At 42.9% G+C, this 18,317-nt stretch carries 17 protein-coding genes and 1 pseudogene; 6 read left to right on the top strand and 12 right to left on the bottom strand.

What is annotated here, in order from left to right; genetic code table 11:
- The first annotated feature begins 117 nt into the window (after positions 1-117).
- From gcvT to HBH39_RS15100, 5 genes are all read left to right on the top strand, one after another.
- Entirely contained in the window at positions 118-1,212 is a 1,095-nt protein-coding gene (gcvT, locus tag HBH39_RS15120) for a glycine cleavage system aminomethyltransferase GcvT (protein WP_167679507.1), read from the top strand.
- A 105-nt stretch (positions 1,213-1,317) separates the two neighbouring features.
- Entirely contained in the window at positions 1,318-1,707 is a 390-nt protein-coding gene (gene gcvH / locus HBH39_RS15115) for a glycine cleavage system protein GcvH (protein ID WP_167679506.1), read from the top strand.
- A 193-nt stretch (positions 1,708-1,900) separates the two neighbouring features.
- On the top strand, positions 1,901-4,789 hold the full coding sequence (gcvP, locus tag HBH39_RS15110; RefSeq protein WP_167679505.1) for an aminomethyl-transferring glycine dehydrogenase: 2,889 nt from the start codon (positions 1,901-1,903) through the stop codon (positions 4,787-4,789).
- A gap of 430 nt (positions 4,790-5,219) precedes the next feature.
- Complete coding sequence (locus tag HBH39_RS15105) at positions 5,220-5,912, top strand: DUF6088 family protein (protein ID WP_167679504.1); 693 nt, start codon at positions 5,220-5,222, stop codon at positions 5,910-5,912.
- Positions 5,890-6,918, top strand: a complete 1,029-nt coding sequence (locus HBH39_RS15100) for a nucleotidyl transferase AbiEii/AbiGii toxin family protein (protein WP_167679503.1) — start codon at positions 5,890-5,892, stop codon at positions 6,916-6,918. The genes HBH39_RS15105 and HBH39_RS15100 overlap by 23 nt, the downstream gene beginning before the upstream one ends.
- Before the next feature lie 286 nt (positions 6,919-7,204).
- On the opposite strand, the pseudogene HBH39_RS19860 reads toward HBH39_RS15100, so the two are convergent.
- The 3 genes and pseudogenes from HBH39_RS19860 to HBH39_RS15090 all read right to left on the bottom strand — a co-directional run.
- Positions 7,205-7,336 (bottom strand): annotated as a pseudogene (locus tag HBH39_RS19860) (transposase); the annotation flags it as partial.
- 48 nt (positions 7,337-7,384) lie between these two features.
- On the bottom strand, positions 7,385-8,224 hold the full coding sequence (locus HBH39_RS15095; protein WP_432280124.1) for a CLCA_X family protein: 840 nt from the start codon (positions 8,222-8,224) through the stop codon (positions 7,385-7,387).
- 271 nt (positions 8,225-8,495) lie between these two features.
- Positions 8,496-9,113 (bottom strand): CueP family metal-binding protein, encoded by a 618-nt coding sequence (locus HBH39_RS15090; protein ID WP_208764170.1) that lies wholly within the window; start codon positions 9,111-9,113, stop codon positions 8,496-8,498.
- Positions 9,114-10,147: 1,034 nt separating this feature from the next.
- On the opposite strand from HBH39_RS15090, the gene HBH39_RS15085 reads away from it, so the two are divergent.
- Complete coding sequence (locus tag HBH39_RS15085) at positions 10,148-10,480, top strand: hypothetical protein (protein ID WP_167679502.1); 333 nt, start codon at positions 10,148-10,150, stop codon at positions 10,478-10,480.
- Between the two features lie 304 nt (positions 10,481-10,784).
- On the opposite strand, the gene HBH39_RS15080 is transcribed toward HBH39_RS15085, so the two are convergent.
- From HBH39_RS15080 to HBH39_RS15040, 9 genes are read right to left on the bottom strand one after another with little or no spacing between them, the layout of a single operon-like run.
- Positions 10,785-12,485 (bottom strand): Na(+)/H(+) antiporter subunit D, encoded by a 1,701-nt coding sequence (locus HBH39_RS15080; protein ID WP_167679501.1) that lies wholly within the window; start codon positions 12,483-12,485, stop codon positions 10,785-10,787.
- On the bottom strand, positions 12,472-12,822 hold the full coding sequence (locus HBH39_RS15075) for a hypothetical protein (protein ID WP_167679500.1): 351 nt from the start codon (positions 12,820-12,822) through the stop codon (positions 12,472-12,474). The genes HBH39_RS15080 and HBH39_RS15075 overlap by 14 nt, the downstream gene beginning before the upstream one ends.
- Positions 12,812-14,302 carry a monovalent cation/H+ antiporter subunit D family protein gene (locus tag HBH39_RS15070; protein ID WP_167679499.1) on the bottom strand — a complete coding sequence of 497 codons (1,491 nt, stop codon included), beginning with the start codon at positions 14,300-14,302 and terminating at the stop codon, positions 12,812-12,814. The genes HBH39_RS15075 and HBH39_RS15070 overlap by 11 nt, the downstream gene beginning before the upstream one ends.
- Positions 14,299-15,777, bottom strand: coding sequence for a monovalent cation/H+ antiporter subunit D family protein (locus HBH39_RS15065; protein WP_167679498.1), 1,479 nt, complete (start codon positions 15,775-15,777; stop codon positions 14,299-14,301). The genes HBH39_RS15070 and HBH39_RS15065 overlap by 4 nt, the downstream gene beginning before the upstream one ends.
- Positions 15,777-16,139 carry a cation:proton antiporter subunit C gene (locus HBH39_RS15060; RefSeq protein ID WP_167679497.1) on the bottom strand — a complete coding sequence of 121 codons (363 nt, stop codon included), beginning with the start codon at positions 16,137-16,139 and terminating at the stop codon, positions 15,777-15,779. The genes HBH39_RS15065 and HBH39_RS15060 overlap by 1 nt, the downstream gene beginning before the upstream one ends.
- Positions 16,120-17,115: a Na(+)/H(+) antiporter subunit B gene (locus HBH39_RS15055; protein WP_280117332.1), complete on the bottom strand. Its 996-nt coding sequence runs from the start codon at positions 17,113-17,115 to the stop codon at positions 16,120-16,122. The genes HBH39_RS15060 and HBH39_RS15055 overlap by 20 nt, the downstream gene beginning before the upstream one ends.
- Before the next feature lie 26 nt (positions 17,116-17,141).
- Positions 17,142-17,483: a monovalent cation/H(+) antiporter subunit G gene (gene mnhG, locus HBH39_RS15050; RefSeq protein WP_167679496.1), complete on the bottom strand. Its 342-nt coding sequence runs from the start codon at positions 17,481-17,483 to the stop codon at positions 17,142-17,144.
- Positions 17,480-17,776, bottom strand: coding sequence for a monovalent cation/H+ antiporter complex subunit F (locus HBH39_RS15045; protein ID WP_167679495.1), 297 nt, complete (start codon positions 17,774-17,776; stop codon positions 17,480-17,482). The genes mnhG and HBH39_RS15045 overlap by 4 nt, the downstream gene beginning before the upstream one ends.
- Positions 17,776-18,276 carry a Na+/H+ antiporter subunit E gene (locus tag HBH39_RS15040; protein WP_167679494.1) on the bottom strand — a complete coding sequence of 167 codons (501 nt, stop codon included), beginning with the start codon at positions 18,274-18,276 and terminating at the stop codon, positions 17,776-17,778. Before HBH39_RS15040 ends, HBH39_RS15045 begins: the two co-directional genes overlap by 1 nt.
- Positions 18,277-18,317: the final 41 nt, after the last annotated feature.

Here is an 18,317-nt window from a genome sequence, read left to right as displayed (position 1 = left end):
GTCGGATTAGAAAATTTTCTTGTATACAATCATTAACTGCCGAGTATAATTTCGCCGCATTTTATCAAATACCTAGGTCATGCTGCGGCGTGATACTACCCACAATAAGGGATAAGAATGGCCAGCAAAACAGTACTCTTCAATAAGCATTTAGAATCAAACGCCAAGATGGTGGATTTTCATGGTTGGGAAATGCCAATCAACTATGGTTCGCAAATCGAAGAGCATCACGCTGTTCGTCAAGATGCAGGTATGTTTGACGTGTCACACATGACCGTTGTAGACGTGACCGGCACAGACGCATGTGCATTTTTACGCAAGCTACTTGCCAATGATGTTGCCAAACTTACCGTACCGGGCAAAGCCTTATACGGCGGCATGTTAGATGAAAACGCCGGTATCATCGACGACCTTATCACTTACTACCTAAGCGATACCCATTACCGCGTTGTGGTTAACTCAGCCACCCGTGAAAAAGACTTAGCATGGATCAACAAACAAGCTGCCGCCTTTGATGTCACCATCACTGAGCGCCCAGAACTCGCCATGATCGCTGTACAAGGCCCTAACGCTAAAGCTAAAGCGGCCACAGTATTTACCCCTGAGCAAAATGCTGCCGTTGAAGGCATGAAGCCATTTTTTGGGGTGCAATCCGATAGCTTATTTATCGCCACCACAGGTTACACCGGTGAAGCAGGCTACGAACTCATTGTTCCAGAAGCGGAAGCTGAAGCTTTATGGCAAGCTTTATTAGATGCAGGCGTACGCCCATGTGGTTTAGGCGCGCGTGACACCCTACGCTTAGAAGCGGGTATGAACCTATACGGTTTAGACATGGACGAAAGTATTAATCCATTAGCCGCAAACATGGGGTGGACTGTGGCATGGGAGCCAAGTGACCGCGATTTTATTGGCCGCGCTGCATTAACTGAATTAAAAGCGGCAGGAACTGACAAATTAGTCGGTTTAGTCATGGAAGAAAAAGGCGTTTTACGCCATGATATGCCAGTGTTTTTTACCGATGAAAACGGTGTAGAACATCAAGGTGCGATCACCAGCGGGACTTTCTCGCCAACTTTAGGCTATTCTATTGCCATGGCTCGTGTGCCAAACGGTATTGGTGCTACAGCTGAAGTTGAAATGCGTAAAAAACGCGTTACGGTAAAAGTGATTGCCCCAAGCTTTGTGCGTAACGGTAAACAAGCATTCTAGTTTATGCGTTTTGCTTGCACCTACATTTATGGTGTGAGCAAAACGACAGATTTGACTAAGACATTAGAACAACAGATTAAAGAACCAAATTAAAGGATAACGACAATGAGCAACATTCCAGCAGATTTGAAATATGCTTCTTCACACGAGTGGATCCGTTTAGAAACCGATGGCAGCTACACTGTAGGTATCACTGATCACGCACAAGAGCTATTAGGTGACATGGTATTTGTTGAGTTACCAGAAGTTGGCGACACAGTAACAGCGGGCGACGATTGCGCTGTAGCTGAATCAGTTAAAGCGGCATCAGACATTTATGCACCTATTTCAGGTGAAGTGATTGCCATTAACGAAGCATTAGAAGATTCGCCAGAATTAGTAAACAGCGACGCATTTGGTGACGGTTGGTTCTTCCGTGTTATGCCATCTGACGCCTCTGAAGCTGACGCACTATTAGATGCTGAAGGCTACCAAGAAGTGATTGACGAAGAGTAATTTTTGTCGCCGCTGAGAAGCTCCCTCGGGAGCTTCTTTGCTATGTGTTAAAGCGTAAAAAATAACAGGTTTATTTGCCTGAACATTGTTGAAAGTGCGCCTTTACAACAATGTAAACGTACTATACCCATCTACACACTCCCCAGTTTTTGTGCCCTACAGCTTAAAACTGGCAAATTGGAACAGCTTAATCATGACCAAGCAAACCCTTACACAATTAGAACAGCACGAATTATTTTTAACTCGTCACATTGGGCCAAACCTAGCGCAACAACAAGAAATGTTGAACTTTGTTGGTGCTGAGTCGTTAGAAGACTTAACCGCTCAAACTGTGCCGGGCAAAATTCGTTTACCACAGGAATTAACCATTGGTGATTCATGTGGCGAAGCTGAAGGCACAGCTTATATCCGAAATATTGCTGATAAAAACAAAGTATTTAAAAGCTATATCGGAATGGGCTACTACGGCGTACAAGTGCCGAATGTCATCTTGCGTAATGTGTTTGAAAACCCAGGTTGGTACACAGCCTATACTCCTTATCAACCAGAAATCGCACAAGGCCGTTTAGAAGCGATTTTAAACTTCCAACAAATGTCGATGGACTTAACTGGTCTTGATTTAGCATCAGCCTCATTACTTGATGAAGCCACCGCCGCCGCTGAAGCTATGGCATTAGCCAAGCGTGTGTCTAAAGCCAAAAAAGCCAATACTTTCTTCGTTGCTGACGACGTATTCCCACAAACATTAGACGTGGTAAAAACGCGTGCAGAATGTTTTGGTTTTGAAGTGGTTGTTGGCCCAGCACATGAAGCCGTTAACTACGAGCTATTTGGTGCGTTGTTCCAATACACTAACCGTCACGGCCAAATTAATGATTACACCGAGCTATTTGCTACTTTGCGTGAAAGCAAAGCCATTATTACCGTAGCGGCTGACATTATGTCGTTAGTGTTACTGAAATCACCCGGCGCAATGGGCGCAGACGTGGTATTTGGTAGCGCGCAACGCTTTGGCGTACCAATGGGATACGGCGGGCCACACGCTGCATTCTTTGTTGCCCGTGATGAGCACAAGCGTTCAATGCCGGGTCGTATCATTGGTGTGTCAAAAGACAGCCGTGGTAATCAAGCACTGCGTATGGCAATGCAAACGCGCGAACAACATATTCGCCGAGAAAAAGCCAACTCAAACATTTGTACAGCGCAAATCTTACTTGCCAACATGGCATCGTTTTACGCGGTATTCCACGGTCCACAGGGTTTAAAAACCATTGCATCACGCATTAATCGTTTTGGAGATATTTTAGCTGCAGGTTTGCAAGCTAAAGGGTTAAGCCTAGTTAACAACACTTGGTTTGACACCATCAGCGTTCAAGGCGCAGATGTGGCAGCCATTAACGCTCGCGCACTTGCCGCTGAAATTAACCTGCGTATTGATGCCGATGGTGTGTTTGGTATCAGCTTAGATGAAACCACCACTCGTGCTGACGTGGCGGTATTATTTGATGTAATTTTAGGTGCAGGCCATGGCTTAGATGTGGCTGCATTAGATGCGCAAATTGTGGCAAATGGTAGCCAATCTATTCCGGCTGCCCTTGTTCGCCAAGACGCAGTATTAACCCATCCAACATTCAATCGCTACCAAAGCGAAACTGAAATGATGCGTTATATCAAGCGTTTAGAAAACAAAGATTTAGCGTTAAACCACTCAATGATCTCGTTAGGCTCATGCACCATGAAGCTAAACGCAGCCGTTGAAATGCTACCCGTTAGCTGGCCAGAATTTGCCAACATGCACCCATTCTGCCCGCTAGATCAAGCACAAGGTTATACCCAATTAATTAACGAGTTATCTGACTTTTTAGTTAACATCACAGGTTACGACGCCGTGTGTATTCAGCCAAACTCTGGCGCACAAGGCGAGTACGCTGGCTTATTAGCCATTAAAAAGTACCACGAGTCACGCGGCGACGCGCACCGTGATATTTGCTTAATTCCACAATCTGCCCACGGCACTAACCCTGCGTCAGCGCAACTTGCGGGTATGAAGGTAGTGGTAACGGCCTGTGACAAACAAGGTAACGTTGATTTAGAAGACTTACGCGCTAAAGCAAGCGAGCTTGCTGATCGTTTATCGTGCATTATGATCACCTACCCATCTACCCACGGTGTGTATGAAGAATCTATCCGTGAAGTATGCGACATTGTTCACCAGTACGGTGGCCAAGTGTACCTAGACGGTGCCAACATGAACGCGCAAGTAGGTTTAACATCGCCTGGCTTTATTGGCGCAGACGTATCACACTTAAACCTACACAAAACCTTTGCTATTCCGCACGGCGGTGGTGGTCCTGGTATGGGCCCAATTGGTGTTAAAGCTCATTTAGCGCCATTTGTAGCGGGTCATAAAGTGGTTAAGCCGGGTCGTGAAAGCGACAACAATGGCGCTGTTTCTGCCGCACCTTATGGCAGTGCAAGCATTTTACCTATCAGCTGGATGTACATTAAGCTGTTAGGCACTAAAGGTGTGACGCAATCAACTCAAATGGCATTGCTAAACGCTAACTACGTGATGAAAAAGCTATCTGCACATTACCCAGTATTATTTACTGGCCGTAATGACCGCGTAGCCCACGAATGTATTATCGACTTACGCCCAATTAAAGAAGCGTCAGGCGTGACTGAAATGGACATTGCTAAGCGTCTAAACGACTATGGTTTCCACGCGCCAACCATGAGCTTCCCAGTTGCGGGTACGCTAATGATTGAGCCAACAGAATCAGAATCAAAAGTTGAACTAGACCGCTTTATTGAAGCCATGATTTCTATTCGTGGCGAAATAGCCAAAGTAGAAGCAGGCGAGTGGCCAGCCGACAACAACCCATTGCACAATGCACCACACACCATGGCAGATATTATGGACCCAGAGTTTGATACTCGTCCATACAGCCGCGAAGTGGCCGTGTTCCCAAGTGCATCAGTTAAGGCCAACAAGTTCTGGCCAACGGTTAACCGTATTGATGATGTTTATGGGGATAGGAATTTGATGTGTAGTTGTGCACCAATGGAAGATTATCAGTAAATGATACTGGCTACTTGGCCTCGATAATACGGCTTCAGTTTAAGGTTTTCGCTGCTCATTGACACCAGTCAACTCCGCGGCGAAAACCTCAAACTTCTTTGTCTTATCATCGGCAGTAACGCCATTATCGTGGTAGTAGACTTCATTGAAATTTAGATCTTAAAAAAGCGAACCGTTTGGTTCGCTTTTTTATTTAAACCATCTTATGCACAAGTACCTTGCTGCCCCCACTTATTTAAAACATGTAAAACAATACTAAAAGCATGGTGGTGATCCTTAATATTTGTCGCTACTTACATTTAATATGGTACTTTAGCTGTCATCTTATGTCAGTTTAGGTTGTGTGTGTGACTTTTTTTGGCTGGCAATTTCTGTCAGCGGTGGTATTATTTTCACATGGTAAAATATGTTTTTACTAACTGGGGGCTGTATGGCTGCTTTAGATGCAAAAGTAAAATCAAGAAATGATGTATCTTCATTGGTGAGGAACTATGTCTATCATTTGCAGTTTGGAAAAGCATTTACAACTAAACAAATTTTGAAAAAGAAAAAGTTGGGCGATGATCAGAGTGATGCAATAGCAAGTGCTCTAAGTCGCATGACGAAGAGAAAGGAAATTATTCGAATTTCAAATGGCGTTTACTACAGACCAAAACAAAGTCGTTTTGGGCGTTTACCTATCGAGACAAAAGAACTTGTAGCAGCTATTGCTAAAAACAAAGATGCGACTATTGCCCCAGCTGGTGTCACAGCGGTCAATGCTCTTGGCTTGGATACACAGCTTTCGATGGTGAAGAGTTTTATCATTTCAGAGCGTGTACGTGCGAAAATAGATGTTAAAAACGTTAAATTTGAATATAAAGAGTCTTTTAAATTTTTTGTTTCTCATTTTAATGTGAAAGAAGAAAATACGAAAAATAAAGCTCTGATTTTATGGAGTGCATTTTCGTATTTAGATAAGTCGGGATTTAAACTCTATGAAGATGAATTAAAGCTTAAGTTTAGATCAATGCTAGAACCAAAAGTACAAACCAAATTCATTAGCGCTCTACCTCGTTCAATGAAATGGATTTCTGAATCTCTCGAAAGGAAAGAAGTGGATGAGCGAGTTTCTAAATCTTGATTTTGAAGCAAGAAGAGAAGCGCTACTTGCTGCTCAAGAACAACACGCAAGTAATTTACCTGCTTACATTATTGAAAAGGATTATTGGGTAACAATTACTCTGAAGGTACTGTATTTAGCAATAGCACCTAAACTATCGGGTAGGTCTCCTAACCCCTTTGTTTTTAAAGGCGGAACGTCATTATCAAAATGTTTTAATGTGATAAACAGAATGTCTGAAGATATAGATTTATCTCTCTCTTTGGATCTGCTTGGTCACAATGCTGTAATTAAACAAGAAGGAATCAGTCGAAAAAAATTACAGCAGGCAGCTAATCAAATACAAGATACGGCTAAAAAGTTTGTTGCTGAGACGTTGTTTGACGAAGTGTCCCAAGAGTTAAAAAAGTTTGATTCTTCAATTAGTCTCAAGATCGAAGATAATGGTCTTGATATCGGTATTTATTACCCCTTAGCGCTTGGGGAAGGTGAATACGGTACTGGCGTGTTACCAAGGGTTCTCCTTGAAACAGGAGGTTTGTCCGACGACAATCCAACAGAGACTGTTCAAATCCAACATATGTTGGGAGAGTCGATAGACAGCTTATATGATGAGCCGTTTGAGGTGGTAGCGTTAGCTCCTGTTAGAACGATGCTTGAAAAAATGTTTGGTGTGCATACCAATTTGACTCAAAAAAAGATTCAGGATAAGTACGCTCGGCATTTATTTGATATTGTTCAGCTTAGTTCAGCCTATCCCAATTGGCATCAACAAAGTGCTCTCTTTTTTAATCATGTTGATTTCTCTGACGCTAATTATAAAACTCATCAAGAATCATGTGACACTGCTCGTCAGGGGCCACTGAAATTGTGTCCTGATTGTGAAGACATGGATTCTCACTACCGAAGTGACTGGGAAAAAATGAGTGATATGTTCCCCGGAGGAGCGTTGCCTCATACCTATGAAAAATTAATTGAACAAGTAAAGGTTATCGAAGTTCATGCAAACAAAACATTCTTTGTTTGATACTTAGTTAACCAAAAATAATAAGACAGCCATCATTAATCAATAACATAAGACCTTTGCCGTGCACGCAAGCGAACTCACCTGACTGAGCGGTTGTTGGATTGTGGGAGTACATTGAGTTAGTAAGAACTGATGGTATTTCGGTGTATTCAGCTCATATTTGCCGTTATTAAGCCATTACAAATCAGTCCATGCTTGAATGCTGGAGGAATGATTAGATTATTCGATTTGCTTGGTTGATATCGCTGTTGATATAGGCTCAGAAGAACCTGTTAAACATACCCATTTATTGAAAATACTGGCAGCTTGTGGCGAAGTGCCGTCGCCGCTTTTGTAAATGCTCACAGTATTGTGTTAGCTCTTGCAGTGAACCTACTGGGCCATGAAATAGCTGACCAAATTCGGTTGTGAGTTTTAGCTAATCACTAAGCACCCTGTTAACAATCACAATAGCTGTCTATGTTTTCTAACGCCCTTGTTTATCAAATGCACTCCCTAAGGGTTCAAAATAAGCCATGATGGCTTGGTAAATGGCGGCGCAATGGGTTGCGTCAGGGTAAGCGCCCAATTTTGCTAAGGGTGAATTAATGGTGCTGTTAACCAAATATGGGTTGGCGATAGCGGCATGTGTTTGCGAGTACATTTCAATACTGGCTTCAAAGGCGCGGGCCATCATTTCAGTGGGTTTGGCAAAGTATAAGCTTTGTTGCTGTTTATCAAGTGCAATGGCGCAGCGCACATAATCGCTGGGGTGTTGGCTGTTGTTGCTGAGTAAAGTAACCTCAAACAACTTCGATAATTGCTGATTAAGCGGATGGTTTATCATTGGTTTATCTGCTAACCAATGGTCACTGGCGCACACGTAGGGGTTAAGGTGATAAGGATCGAGTAGGCTGTCGTTGTGATACATTTTGTCGGCAATGTAATGGTCAAACGCATGCCAAAACTCATGGGCTAGTGCGCCAGCGCCTGCATTTTTGGCTAACGCTAATTCTCGGTAAGCTGGTGAGTAATGTGCCTGTACGCCTTTTTGCCCACCATGCCCAAACGCAAAGCGTAAGCTACCACGAAGACCAATTAACTCTGGTGGCACACGTAAAATATTGGCTAAGTCTGCCAATGCATCAAATATTAAATTAGCAGCTAAGGCCGATTCGGTGCGATTAACCCATTTGCCTACGCGAATATGCTTCAGGCCAAAGGTGTGTTTAATATCTAAAAAGCTCACTGACTCACCCTGACGGTAATCAGGGCCAATGCGTTCAAAATGACGTTGGTGATGCAATAATGAATGCCGTGTAGCCAAATGTACCTCTTGATAAATCAGATAGTGGGTGAGTACAGCATATACGTGTTCATAAATCTGTTAGAACAAAATTTAACTCAAAAGGTTAGCAGTATAGGTTGTTGAAGGATAATTGGGGGCGGGTTTAACAAGTCCCCACAAAAGATAAATAAAAATCATGAATAGGTGAAAAATGAGGAATATTCATGACTCATTTATTCCTTTTATTGCAAGTTAGGCAATTAATTTATGTGCCGATGTAAGTGTATAAGCTTACATCGGCCATTTATTACTAGTGGTGTTTATGGTGGGCTGATGCTTCTTGGTGAGTTACTGTTGGAGTGGTTTCATTCATTGCCACTAGCTGCATGGTAGTGATGCAAGTACGGCTATTTAAATTGGTTGTTAATACTTCTTTCGCTTCGCGCCATACTCCGTTTTTGTCACCGTGGTGGAAAGTGAACTCCAGTTTGCGATTACGAGGTACCCAGAAATCGATAAAACCATCATGTTGAAGGGTTACCATTTGATTCATCAGTTCTTCGCCTGTTTCAACATCCACAGCTGACATATGCATTTCTTCGCCGATGAGCTCACCAGTGCAACCCGTTGGAACATGATTGCCACATGGGTGGGTGTAGGTTATCCAAGGGGCGATTGATAGAAGAAACTTATCTTCTGGAATGGCAACATCAGCTTGCTTACCATTGGCGAAAGTTGCAGTGACTTTATCAGGATGAACGCGTACAACAATGCCTTGGTCATTTTTGTACCATTTATGCCCTTGTAAAACGGCTTGTTTGTGGTCAAGTTGACTAAACGCTTTGGCTTGAATATCGGTGTCGTTGACCTGTGAGCAGGCTGTCATAAAAAATAAAATAAGGCTGCTAAATAATACTTTTTTAAACATGGTAATTCCTAAAATTAATTTGCTATTTAGTGATATGGCTTTGGCATTAATAAGAGGCTAATAAGCTGAAAAACATATCAATTTTTAATAAATATAAGATGATTTTATGCAGTGGTGACGACCAAAGCATTTTTGAAAATGAACCGTAAGGTATATTTATGCGGTTGGAGGTGGTGTGGGTACACTTTTAATGTATGAATTGAATGTGACTAAATCTGTCGACATAGCCGAACTTGTAATTAAGGTATCAAAAATGAAAGCTGAAACTAATCCTATGATTGATGATGAGCTAGGAAGTTGACATTGGCCACAGCAATCGCAATTTTCTGACTTGTCATTGATTGGATTGATTGATGCCAAGTGATTACTTTGGCTGCAGCAAGAGTGAGATGCGTTCAAGTGTGTTTCAGGTTTTTCATGTTTGTGACAATCTGATTTGGCTACAAGAGTATCAGACATAAGGTTTTGCGAGGTATGGCTTAAAGGTTGTGCAAAAGCCCCCTGCATAAGCAAGGCGAAAACGACGAAGATATGAATAATGTTTCGCAAGTCTTTACTATTCCATTTGGTTAACAAAATAGAGTTTATCACGGCAATGAGTTACAGCAATTTATGTTGGGTATATTGTGATATAAACCGCTAATTTACTAAATTCGCTTGTTGAGGCATATATCTATAATTAGGGCGGGAGTCTTAAGATGTTTTGCAAAAAATGATAATAAATTACGCTAAATTCTTGAGAGGGGGGGATGGTAATTGGTGATCAAATTCATCGTTTAACAAAAATTACCACGAGTAATTGTCATCAATGTGAAACACGTTTTACCAAATACCGCTTAATTATCGTCGCTGTAATGATAAGTGGGGAGCTCAGACTTTATCTCTATTTATCTTCGTATTTTTTATCGCGTTACCCCATCATAAAATAAAGACAGGCGACAACCACTTGCATCCCCTATAATGAACTAATTGATGTAATTGTTTTTTATTTCGACAATGCGTCTTTTTCTTATCCCATTACCTGAGGCCTTACAATGAACAAAATTATTGCATTTTCACTGTTCGCAGCATCTATGCTGTCATTTTCTACATCGGCTGACATTCTTAGCGATTCTGCATCTCTAGGGGTAAATGCGGGAACCATGAAATACTGCTCAACGCATTTCGCAACCAAAGAAAATAAAGATAATTATAATTTTCTTAGCGTATTACTTTTCAGAGAGTTGAATAATTTAGAATCAGGCAAAATAAAAGCGATTGCAATCAGTAAAGGTATTGAAGATACCGGTACCTACTTAGGTAAGCCGTTAACGGCAAAGCGATGCGAAAGTTTAAGAAAAGTATTGGCTCTTAGGTATTTAAATTAACTGATGAGTAACTAGGCTAACTCAGATCGGCGTATTTCTGAATTCTGAGTCAGCCTAATCGTGTTAGTTTGATATCAGGGGTACAGTATGCCCTTATGACCGAGTGACCTAGCTAGTCAATATAAACTACTGTGGTGTAGACTTTGGCGGCTAGTTTAGCGTTGAGCCAAATTTTCTCTGTCCTAAATCGTTTTCTATCAAGTAATATTTCAAAAGGTGTCATTTAGCAACTTTATGATTATCAATCTAGCCTATTTACCAGTGTCGTTAGTAAACAGGCTAGCTTGGAACATGATTAATCTGGCTATTTCACAAAGCCAATAAAAAGATACGTTGCCAAAATAACCGCCACCCAAAGCACCATATTGCCAGAGGGGTAGTCGCTAGAAATAAAGCTACCGCCTCCTTTGTATTGGCGTGCTAAAAACGCCTGACATTGGCTAAGTTTGCCACGTATTGATTGACGAACCTCTCCGTCGACTCGCCAAATTACGCTAAACATACGCTGCAAAGCATTCGGCACTAAGCGTCTATACACCCAATCTACATCAAGGTGGGTTGAGCGTAGTTCTGGTGGGTATTTACCTTTAAGGTTTAACCACACAAAGGCCAGTGCTGAGAATAATAACAGCTGTGTTTGAGCAAGTACGTGGGTCGCATCATAAGGATTGTAACCAGTGTCATATGGCAGCAATGAATAAAGTGCAGCAGGGTAGATACCAATACCGATACATAGGCAGGCCGCAATGAACATGGCAAATAACATATTGTTTGGCGGATCATTGGCCTTAATGCCTGAGTCATGGGCAAAAAACGCAAAATAAGGGATCTTGATGCCTGCGTGATGGAATACCCCTGCCGAGGCAAACAATAGCATTAACCAAACCCAGTCATGGCCGGTTTCAATGGCGGCAGTCATTACCATCGATTTACTGACAAAACCGCTAAACAGTGGGAATGCTGAGATAGAGGCCGCACCGACAATACACAATATAGTGGTTTTAGGCATGGTTTTATAAAGGCCGCCAAGATCGGAGCCATTTATTCGCCCCGTCATATGCAATACCGCACCCATGCTCATAAATAGTAAGCCTTTAAAGATGACATCGTTAAAGGCATGGGACACCGCCCCATTTAATGCCAGCGAAGTGCCGATACCAATGCCAACCACCATAAAGCCCACTTGGTTAATTAGGCTGTATGCCAGTACCCGTCGTAAGTCGTTTTCAATAACGGCAAAAAAGATGGGGAAGCAGGTCATGGCTGCGCCAATATAAATTAATAGCTCTGTGCCGGGGTAGGCTCGAGCCAGTGCATAAACGGCCACTTTAGTGGTAAAAGCACTGAGAATAACAGTGCCAGTTGGTGTGGCTTCAGGGTAGGCGTCGGTAAGCCAAGTGTGTGCAAAAGGAAAGGCGCATTTAATGCCAAAGGCAATAAATATAAGCCAACCCGCAATGCCTTCTAATCCGATAAAATCAAAACTGACACTGCCAGTTTCTGCGATATGAAACAGCGCACCTACCAGCAAAATAACTCCCGAAAGTACTTGCATGATGAGGTAGCGCATACCAGCACTGTAAGCACGAGAAGTTCGACGAGCCCAAATCAAAAAGACTGAAGTAAATGCCAGTAGCTCCCAAAACACAAATAACGTCAGCAAGTCACCAGCAAACACTGCGCCAATAGCGCTGCCCGCGTAAAACATGGTCGCCACTTGCTGAACGGTATCTTTAACGTGCAAAGAATAAATAATGCCGATTAATGCCGCAATATGAAAAATGTAGCCAAACATTAGGCTTAATTTGTCTGCTCGGTAGGGAATCAGTTCATAGTCTAAAAACGTTAACTGTAGGTGGATTCCCTCCGGTACGGTCCACAGGTGCAACCCGCTGATAACAATAATGGCTATCATTAATGCTCCGCGCAGTTTTCCACGGGTTGTTGCAGCAATCAATCCGCCAATTAAAAACAGGACAAAGGGCGGTAACTCAAGCATCCACATTGCGATCACCTATATTGTTATTGTTAGCTTCTTCGGTGTGGCCATTACTGACGTCTACTCTTTCAATCTTGCTGTCATCAGGTTGTTCTACGGGGCCATAATAGTCTTCAGGACGTATCATAAAGGTTCGCATCCAGCTTGCGACAAGTACCAAAATAACGCAGCCAACAAAGCCATAGAGAGGATAAAAAATAGGTAAGTTTTCCCAGCTATGAGCAACATGACGATGAATCACAAAATCAAGCACCACAACCAGTGCGCAGCAGGCGTATAACAGATATAAAACACGCTGAATATTTTTAGGGTTATCAAAGAGGTATTGCTTTTTATTGTCCATGGCTAACTCCAGATACAGTCAGGATAGCTTGCGCCAATTCATAAACGGGCTGTGGGTAGATGAACATGATCAAGCAGCCGAATGTGGTGATAGTTAATGCAATCAAAGAGGGTAATGGGGCTTCTTTGATTGCACTATTGGCTGGTTTTGCGTCTTTACCGGGGAAGAATGCGTGATAAGGAATCGGCAGTAGATAAGCAATATTAAGCAAAGAACTGAGCATTAAGGTGACCATTACGACCCAATAGCCTGTTTCTACGGTCGCCATCAATAGGAACCATTTACTCCAGGTTCCGCCCGCAGGTGGTACACCGATAATACTCAGGCTGCCAATGAAAAAAGCGCCCATGGTAATTGGCATGGTATAACCTAAGCCGCGCATCTCGCTGATGTTAGATTTATGACTGGCAACTAAAATAGCCCCCGCACAAAAGAACAGCGTGATTTTGCCAAAGGCGTGAGAGGCGATATGCATTGAGCTACCGATAACCCCAGATGAGGTGGCAAGCAGCGCGCCAATGGTGATGTAGCCCAATTGACTGACGGTAGAGTAGGCCAGTCTGGCTTTTAAGTTGTCTTGTCGCATTGCCACGATAGAGGCGACTAAAACTGAGAAGGTTGCTAAATAAAGTAAAAATTCAGTGGTAGGTAATTGAGGTAGCAGGTCGAGTCCAAAAATAAAAATACACACCTTCAGTACCGTAAATACTCCCGCTTTTACTACTGCAACAGCATGCAACAGGGCACTGACCGGTGTAGGGGCAACCATTGCCGCAGGTAGCCAGCGATGAAACGGCATGATAGCGGCCTTACCAATACCAAATATAAACAGGACTAAAATAGCGCCTGCGATGGTGGTATCAATATTGTCGTCAAATACGCCACCTGCGGTAAACTCAAGAGTGCCGCTAATTAACCTAGTTAATACAATAGCTAATAGGAAAAAGACCACTGACGTGCTGAGTAAAATGCCAAGATAGACACGACCACCTTGTTTGGCTTTGTCAGTCCCTGCATGGGTAACGAGTGGGTAAGTTGATAAAGTAAGTACTTCGTAGAAGATAAACAGTGAAAATAGGTTAGCGGAAAAGGCTAGCCCCATAACGGCACTGATGGCTAAAGCAAAACAGATGTAAAAGCGGGTTTGATTTTCCTCGTGATGACCACGCATGTAGCCGATGGCATAAATGGTGGTGATTAACCACAGAAAACTGGCAATCAGCGCAAACAGCATACCAAGAGGCTCAATAACAAAGCTTATATCTAAGCCTGGCATAAGCTCCCACCATGACACCTCAATGCTTGCACCTGTCTTGAGCGCTTGGTAGAGATTGATGACGCAGTAAAGAACCGCAAGACTGATAATAATGGTGACAGACTCACGAAGGTTAGGTTGCTTGCCCGTCACTGCAATTGCAAAGGTTGCCAGCAGAGGCAATAAGATAGTTAGCTGTAACATCAGCGCCAAAGATGGGGTCATGGGGTTATTCCAAACAAACTTTGAGAAGCCGCCTGTGCAACTTGTACACTCAGGCGAGTATCGATACCAAAATAGATATTAGCCACTACAAGGGCCCAAATTGGCGCAAGGAATGACCAAGGCGCCTCTTTGACTGTTTCTCGCCCAGGTAGTGGGGGCCTAAAGTAGGCCATTTCTACAATGCGCCAGATATAAACAATCGCCAGTAATGAACCCAATAAGATAAGTACGGCAACCGGCCACATACCGGCTTCAACACTGGCGATAAGCAGATACCATTTGCTGATAAAACCGACGGTTAATGGCACACCAATCAAACTTAGTCCGCCAACGACAATCGCCGCCATGGTGAATGGCATTTGTTTGCCTAAGCCTTGAAATTGATTCAGTTTGACGCTACCAATGCGATACATGACGGCGCCTAATGCTAAAAATAGCGCGCTTTTCATTAAGGCGTGGTTAAACAGATGCAGTAATGTTGCCATAATACCTGTGCTGGTATTGATGGAGTAACCAATGATCATATAGCCCACTTGCGCAATACTTGAGTAGGCTAAGATATGTTTAACATTTTGCTGATATATCGCGGTGATAGAAGCAACAAAAACACCAGCAAGACCCAGCACCATTAAAATGCTTTGTAGCGGCAGCGTGGTAAACGAGAAACTGATACCTAAAACGGTAAAAGTAAAGCGGATCAGTAGGTACACCGCAACCTTGGTAGAGGTGGCAGCCAAAAACGCTGTTACAATTGATGGCGCATAGGCATAAGCATTAGGCAACCAAAGATGAAGTGGGAATAAGGCTAACTTTAAGCAGATGCCGACAATTAAAAAGGCGAACGCTGCAAACACGGTGCGGGTGTGGCCAACATCCGCTAACCGAATCGCAAGGTCGCTCATATTCAGAGTGCCGGTCATTTGATAGAGCATGCCGATACCAATCAAAATAAAGGTAGCCCCTATGGTTCCCATTATCAGATATTGAAAAGCAGCCCAAAGTGCGCGTCTGTCATTTCCTAAGGCGATTAATGCGTAGGCCGATAATGAGGATATCTCTAAAAATACAAATACATTAAATGCATCGCCGGTAGCCACAATGCCGTACATGCCCGTCAGCGATAACAGATAAAGGCTATAAAATAGGGTATGGCGGTCAGCGCTTAATTCTTTTTGAATGCTGGTGTTTGCGGCAAACATGACCACAGTGGCAATGCTTGAGATAATCAGCAGTAAAAAAGCATTAAGTTTATCAATGCGATACTCAATCCCCCAAGGTGCTTCCCATCCACCAAGTTCATAGATGATGGTGCCTGATTTCATCACTTCTATCAGCAATAGTATGCTGTTAACACAGGTGGCAGCGCAGACCAATAAGGCAAATATCCACACCAATTTTGAACGGTTTAAGAACCAGCATAATGGAGCCGCCATTAGCGGCACCACGACTTGTAAAATAGGCAGGTGAGCTAACACTATGATTGCTCCTCGTTTAGCTGATCTTGTTTTTGGATTTCATTTTCTTCTACACTGCCATAGGCTTCTTTTATTCGTATGACCAGCGCCAGCCCAAGAGCTGTGGTTGCAATACCAACCACAATAGCGGTAAGAATTAACACATGGGGGAGAGGATTAGAGTAGTCGCTAACTCCAGCGGCTAAAATGGGCGCGCTGCCACGTTCAACCACGCCTACGCTGATATAAAAGATAAACACTGAGGTTTGAAAAATGGTCAGTCCAACTAACTTCTTAACCAAGTTGGCATGGGCGATAACGATATAAAATCCAATCATCATCAGTAGAATTGCGATCCAATAGTTATAGAGTCCGAGAAACATCCTGCTCCCCTTTTGGTTTTTTGTTGTTATGAAGGGCTTGTCTGCGGGCATCAAAATTAAAAAAGATACTCAGCATGACTGATGCAACTGTGATACCAACGCCAAGCTCAATCAACAAAATTCCTATGTGTTGACCATCCAGTGAGGTATCGGCTAATACGTTATAATCCAAGAAGTTTGCTCCATTGATAATGGAAACAACCCCGACCGATGCGTATAGCAACAGTCCCACAGCTGCAAGTAGTTGAACAAGTGATGGGTTAAAAACCTTTTGAGCCGTTTCTAAGCCAAATAACATGGTGTAAAGGATTATCGCAGCAGCAAAAATTACCCCAGCTTGGAAACCACCCCCTGGGCCAAAATCGCCGTGGAATTGCACGTAAAGAGCAAACAGCAAGATGAAAGGGATCAGTGTTTTACTGACAATGCGCACCACCATATGACGTTCGTGCATTTGTGCTTCAGTCGCTTCATTTGATGCAGGTTTTTTGCTTAGTCGCGGTAATCTGAGTAATGACAGCACCCCAATACCTGCTGTAAAAATAACCGCCACTTCACCTAAGGTATCAAACGCACGGTAACTTCCTAGCACTGAGGTCACAATATTAGGAATGCCAACTTCTTGCATTGAATCATGAATATAGCGAGGTGCGACATGCTGGTGGACAGGGGCATCAGCTGCGCCAAAGTATGGCATATCCATGGTGCCGTATATCAGCATGCCACCTGTTACTAACACCACAAATAATGCGAGGAAGGGCTTATGACGCTTTGGCGCTTCTTTTCGGCCTGTCATGGTAATGGCTGCTAACATGAGTAGGCCTGAAATTCCCGCACCAACAGATGCCTCGGTAAAGGCCACATCAACGGCATCAAGCACCACAAAGAAACAGGCAGATAATAAGCCATAAATACCGCTTAACATGACAACGGCTAACAGGTCTGTCATGCGAACGATTGCAATGGCAATGACCACTAAAAATACTAATAGTATGATATCAACTAAAGCTTCGATGGCTTGTTCCCTCCCTCAGTTGCGCGCTTAGCTTCTTTTGGTATTAGGCCATTATGTAGCGCAGCTTTTGCTAATGCATGACTGGCAGATGGGTTGATGAATAGCGTGCAAGCTAAAATTAATATCAGCTTAATTAACACCATACCGCTAGGGCTTTGAAGCATTAATCCAATGAGTATTAAGCCAGCACCTAAGGTGTCAGTAACACTTGCGGCATGCATGCGGGTGTAGAAGTCTGGAAAACGTATAATGCCAATTCCACCAGAAAAGCATAAAAAGCTACCAATTAACAGGCAGATACCACTGCTAATTTCGAGTAATAAGTTCATTCTTTACTATCCTTGCTTGCATGGTCGTCATAAGGGCTGACTTTGAACTCAGCAGAATCTGAATAACGCAAAATTCCGATGACACTAATAAAGTTAATGAGGGCATAGACAAGGGCAATGTCAAGAAACTCTGGGCGCCCCATTAAAAAGCCTAAAACGGAAATCAATAGAATGGCTTTAGTGCCAAAAAAGTTGAAGGCTAATATTCGATCGTAAAGTGTGGGACCAACGACGCAGCGTATGATTGCAAGTAACATTACAACTAGAATGGCGATAGTGGCAGCAGCTAACATTATTTTTCAAGCTCCTTTACCCGACGATCCATTTCCCCTGCTTTAAGTATGTCGATATCAGAGTGATCCAAAGCATGAACTGTGAGTTGATTGTCAATTAAGTCTATCGCCACAGTTCCAGGTGTTAGGGTGATGGAGTTGGCGTAGATGACTTTATTAATATCTGAACATTGTTGGGTGTTTATAGTGGTTAGTACGGGGGTGATACTTTTGTTACCCATCCAAATATGTTTTACCACACTGATATTCGACAAAATCACCTGTTTAACTAACCAAAATGCATAATTTATCATGCTGGTGTTAAGGCGAATGGGATGAGTTTCTTGGTCGATAACATCCATTTTTTGGGCAATATAAAGCACCAGCATGATTGACCCTGCACCCAATGACAATAAAAGAGGGTTACTGTAATTTGAGTTAATCCACCAAAATAAAGCCAGTGTTAAAAACAGTACCAGCCTGTGGTTTGGAACAACGCTGCTTTTATTTTCTTGTGTCATATTGATTCATACTTCTTCTAGTTAAGAGCTTAAACCTAGTC

It is taken from the genome of Shewanella aestuarii (assembly GCF_011765625.1).
Taxonomy (GTDB): Bacteria; Pseudomonadota; Gammaproteobacteria; order Enterobacterales; family Shewanellaceae; genus Shewanella; species Shewanella aestuarii_A.
Note: the sequence above shows the minus strand (reverse complement) of the source record. Positions and strands in the feature narration are given on the sequence as shown.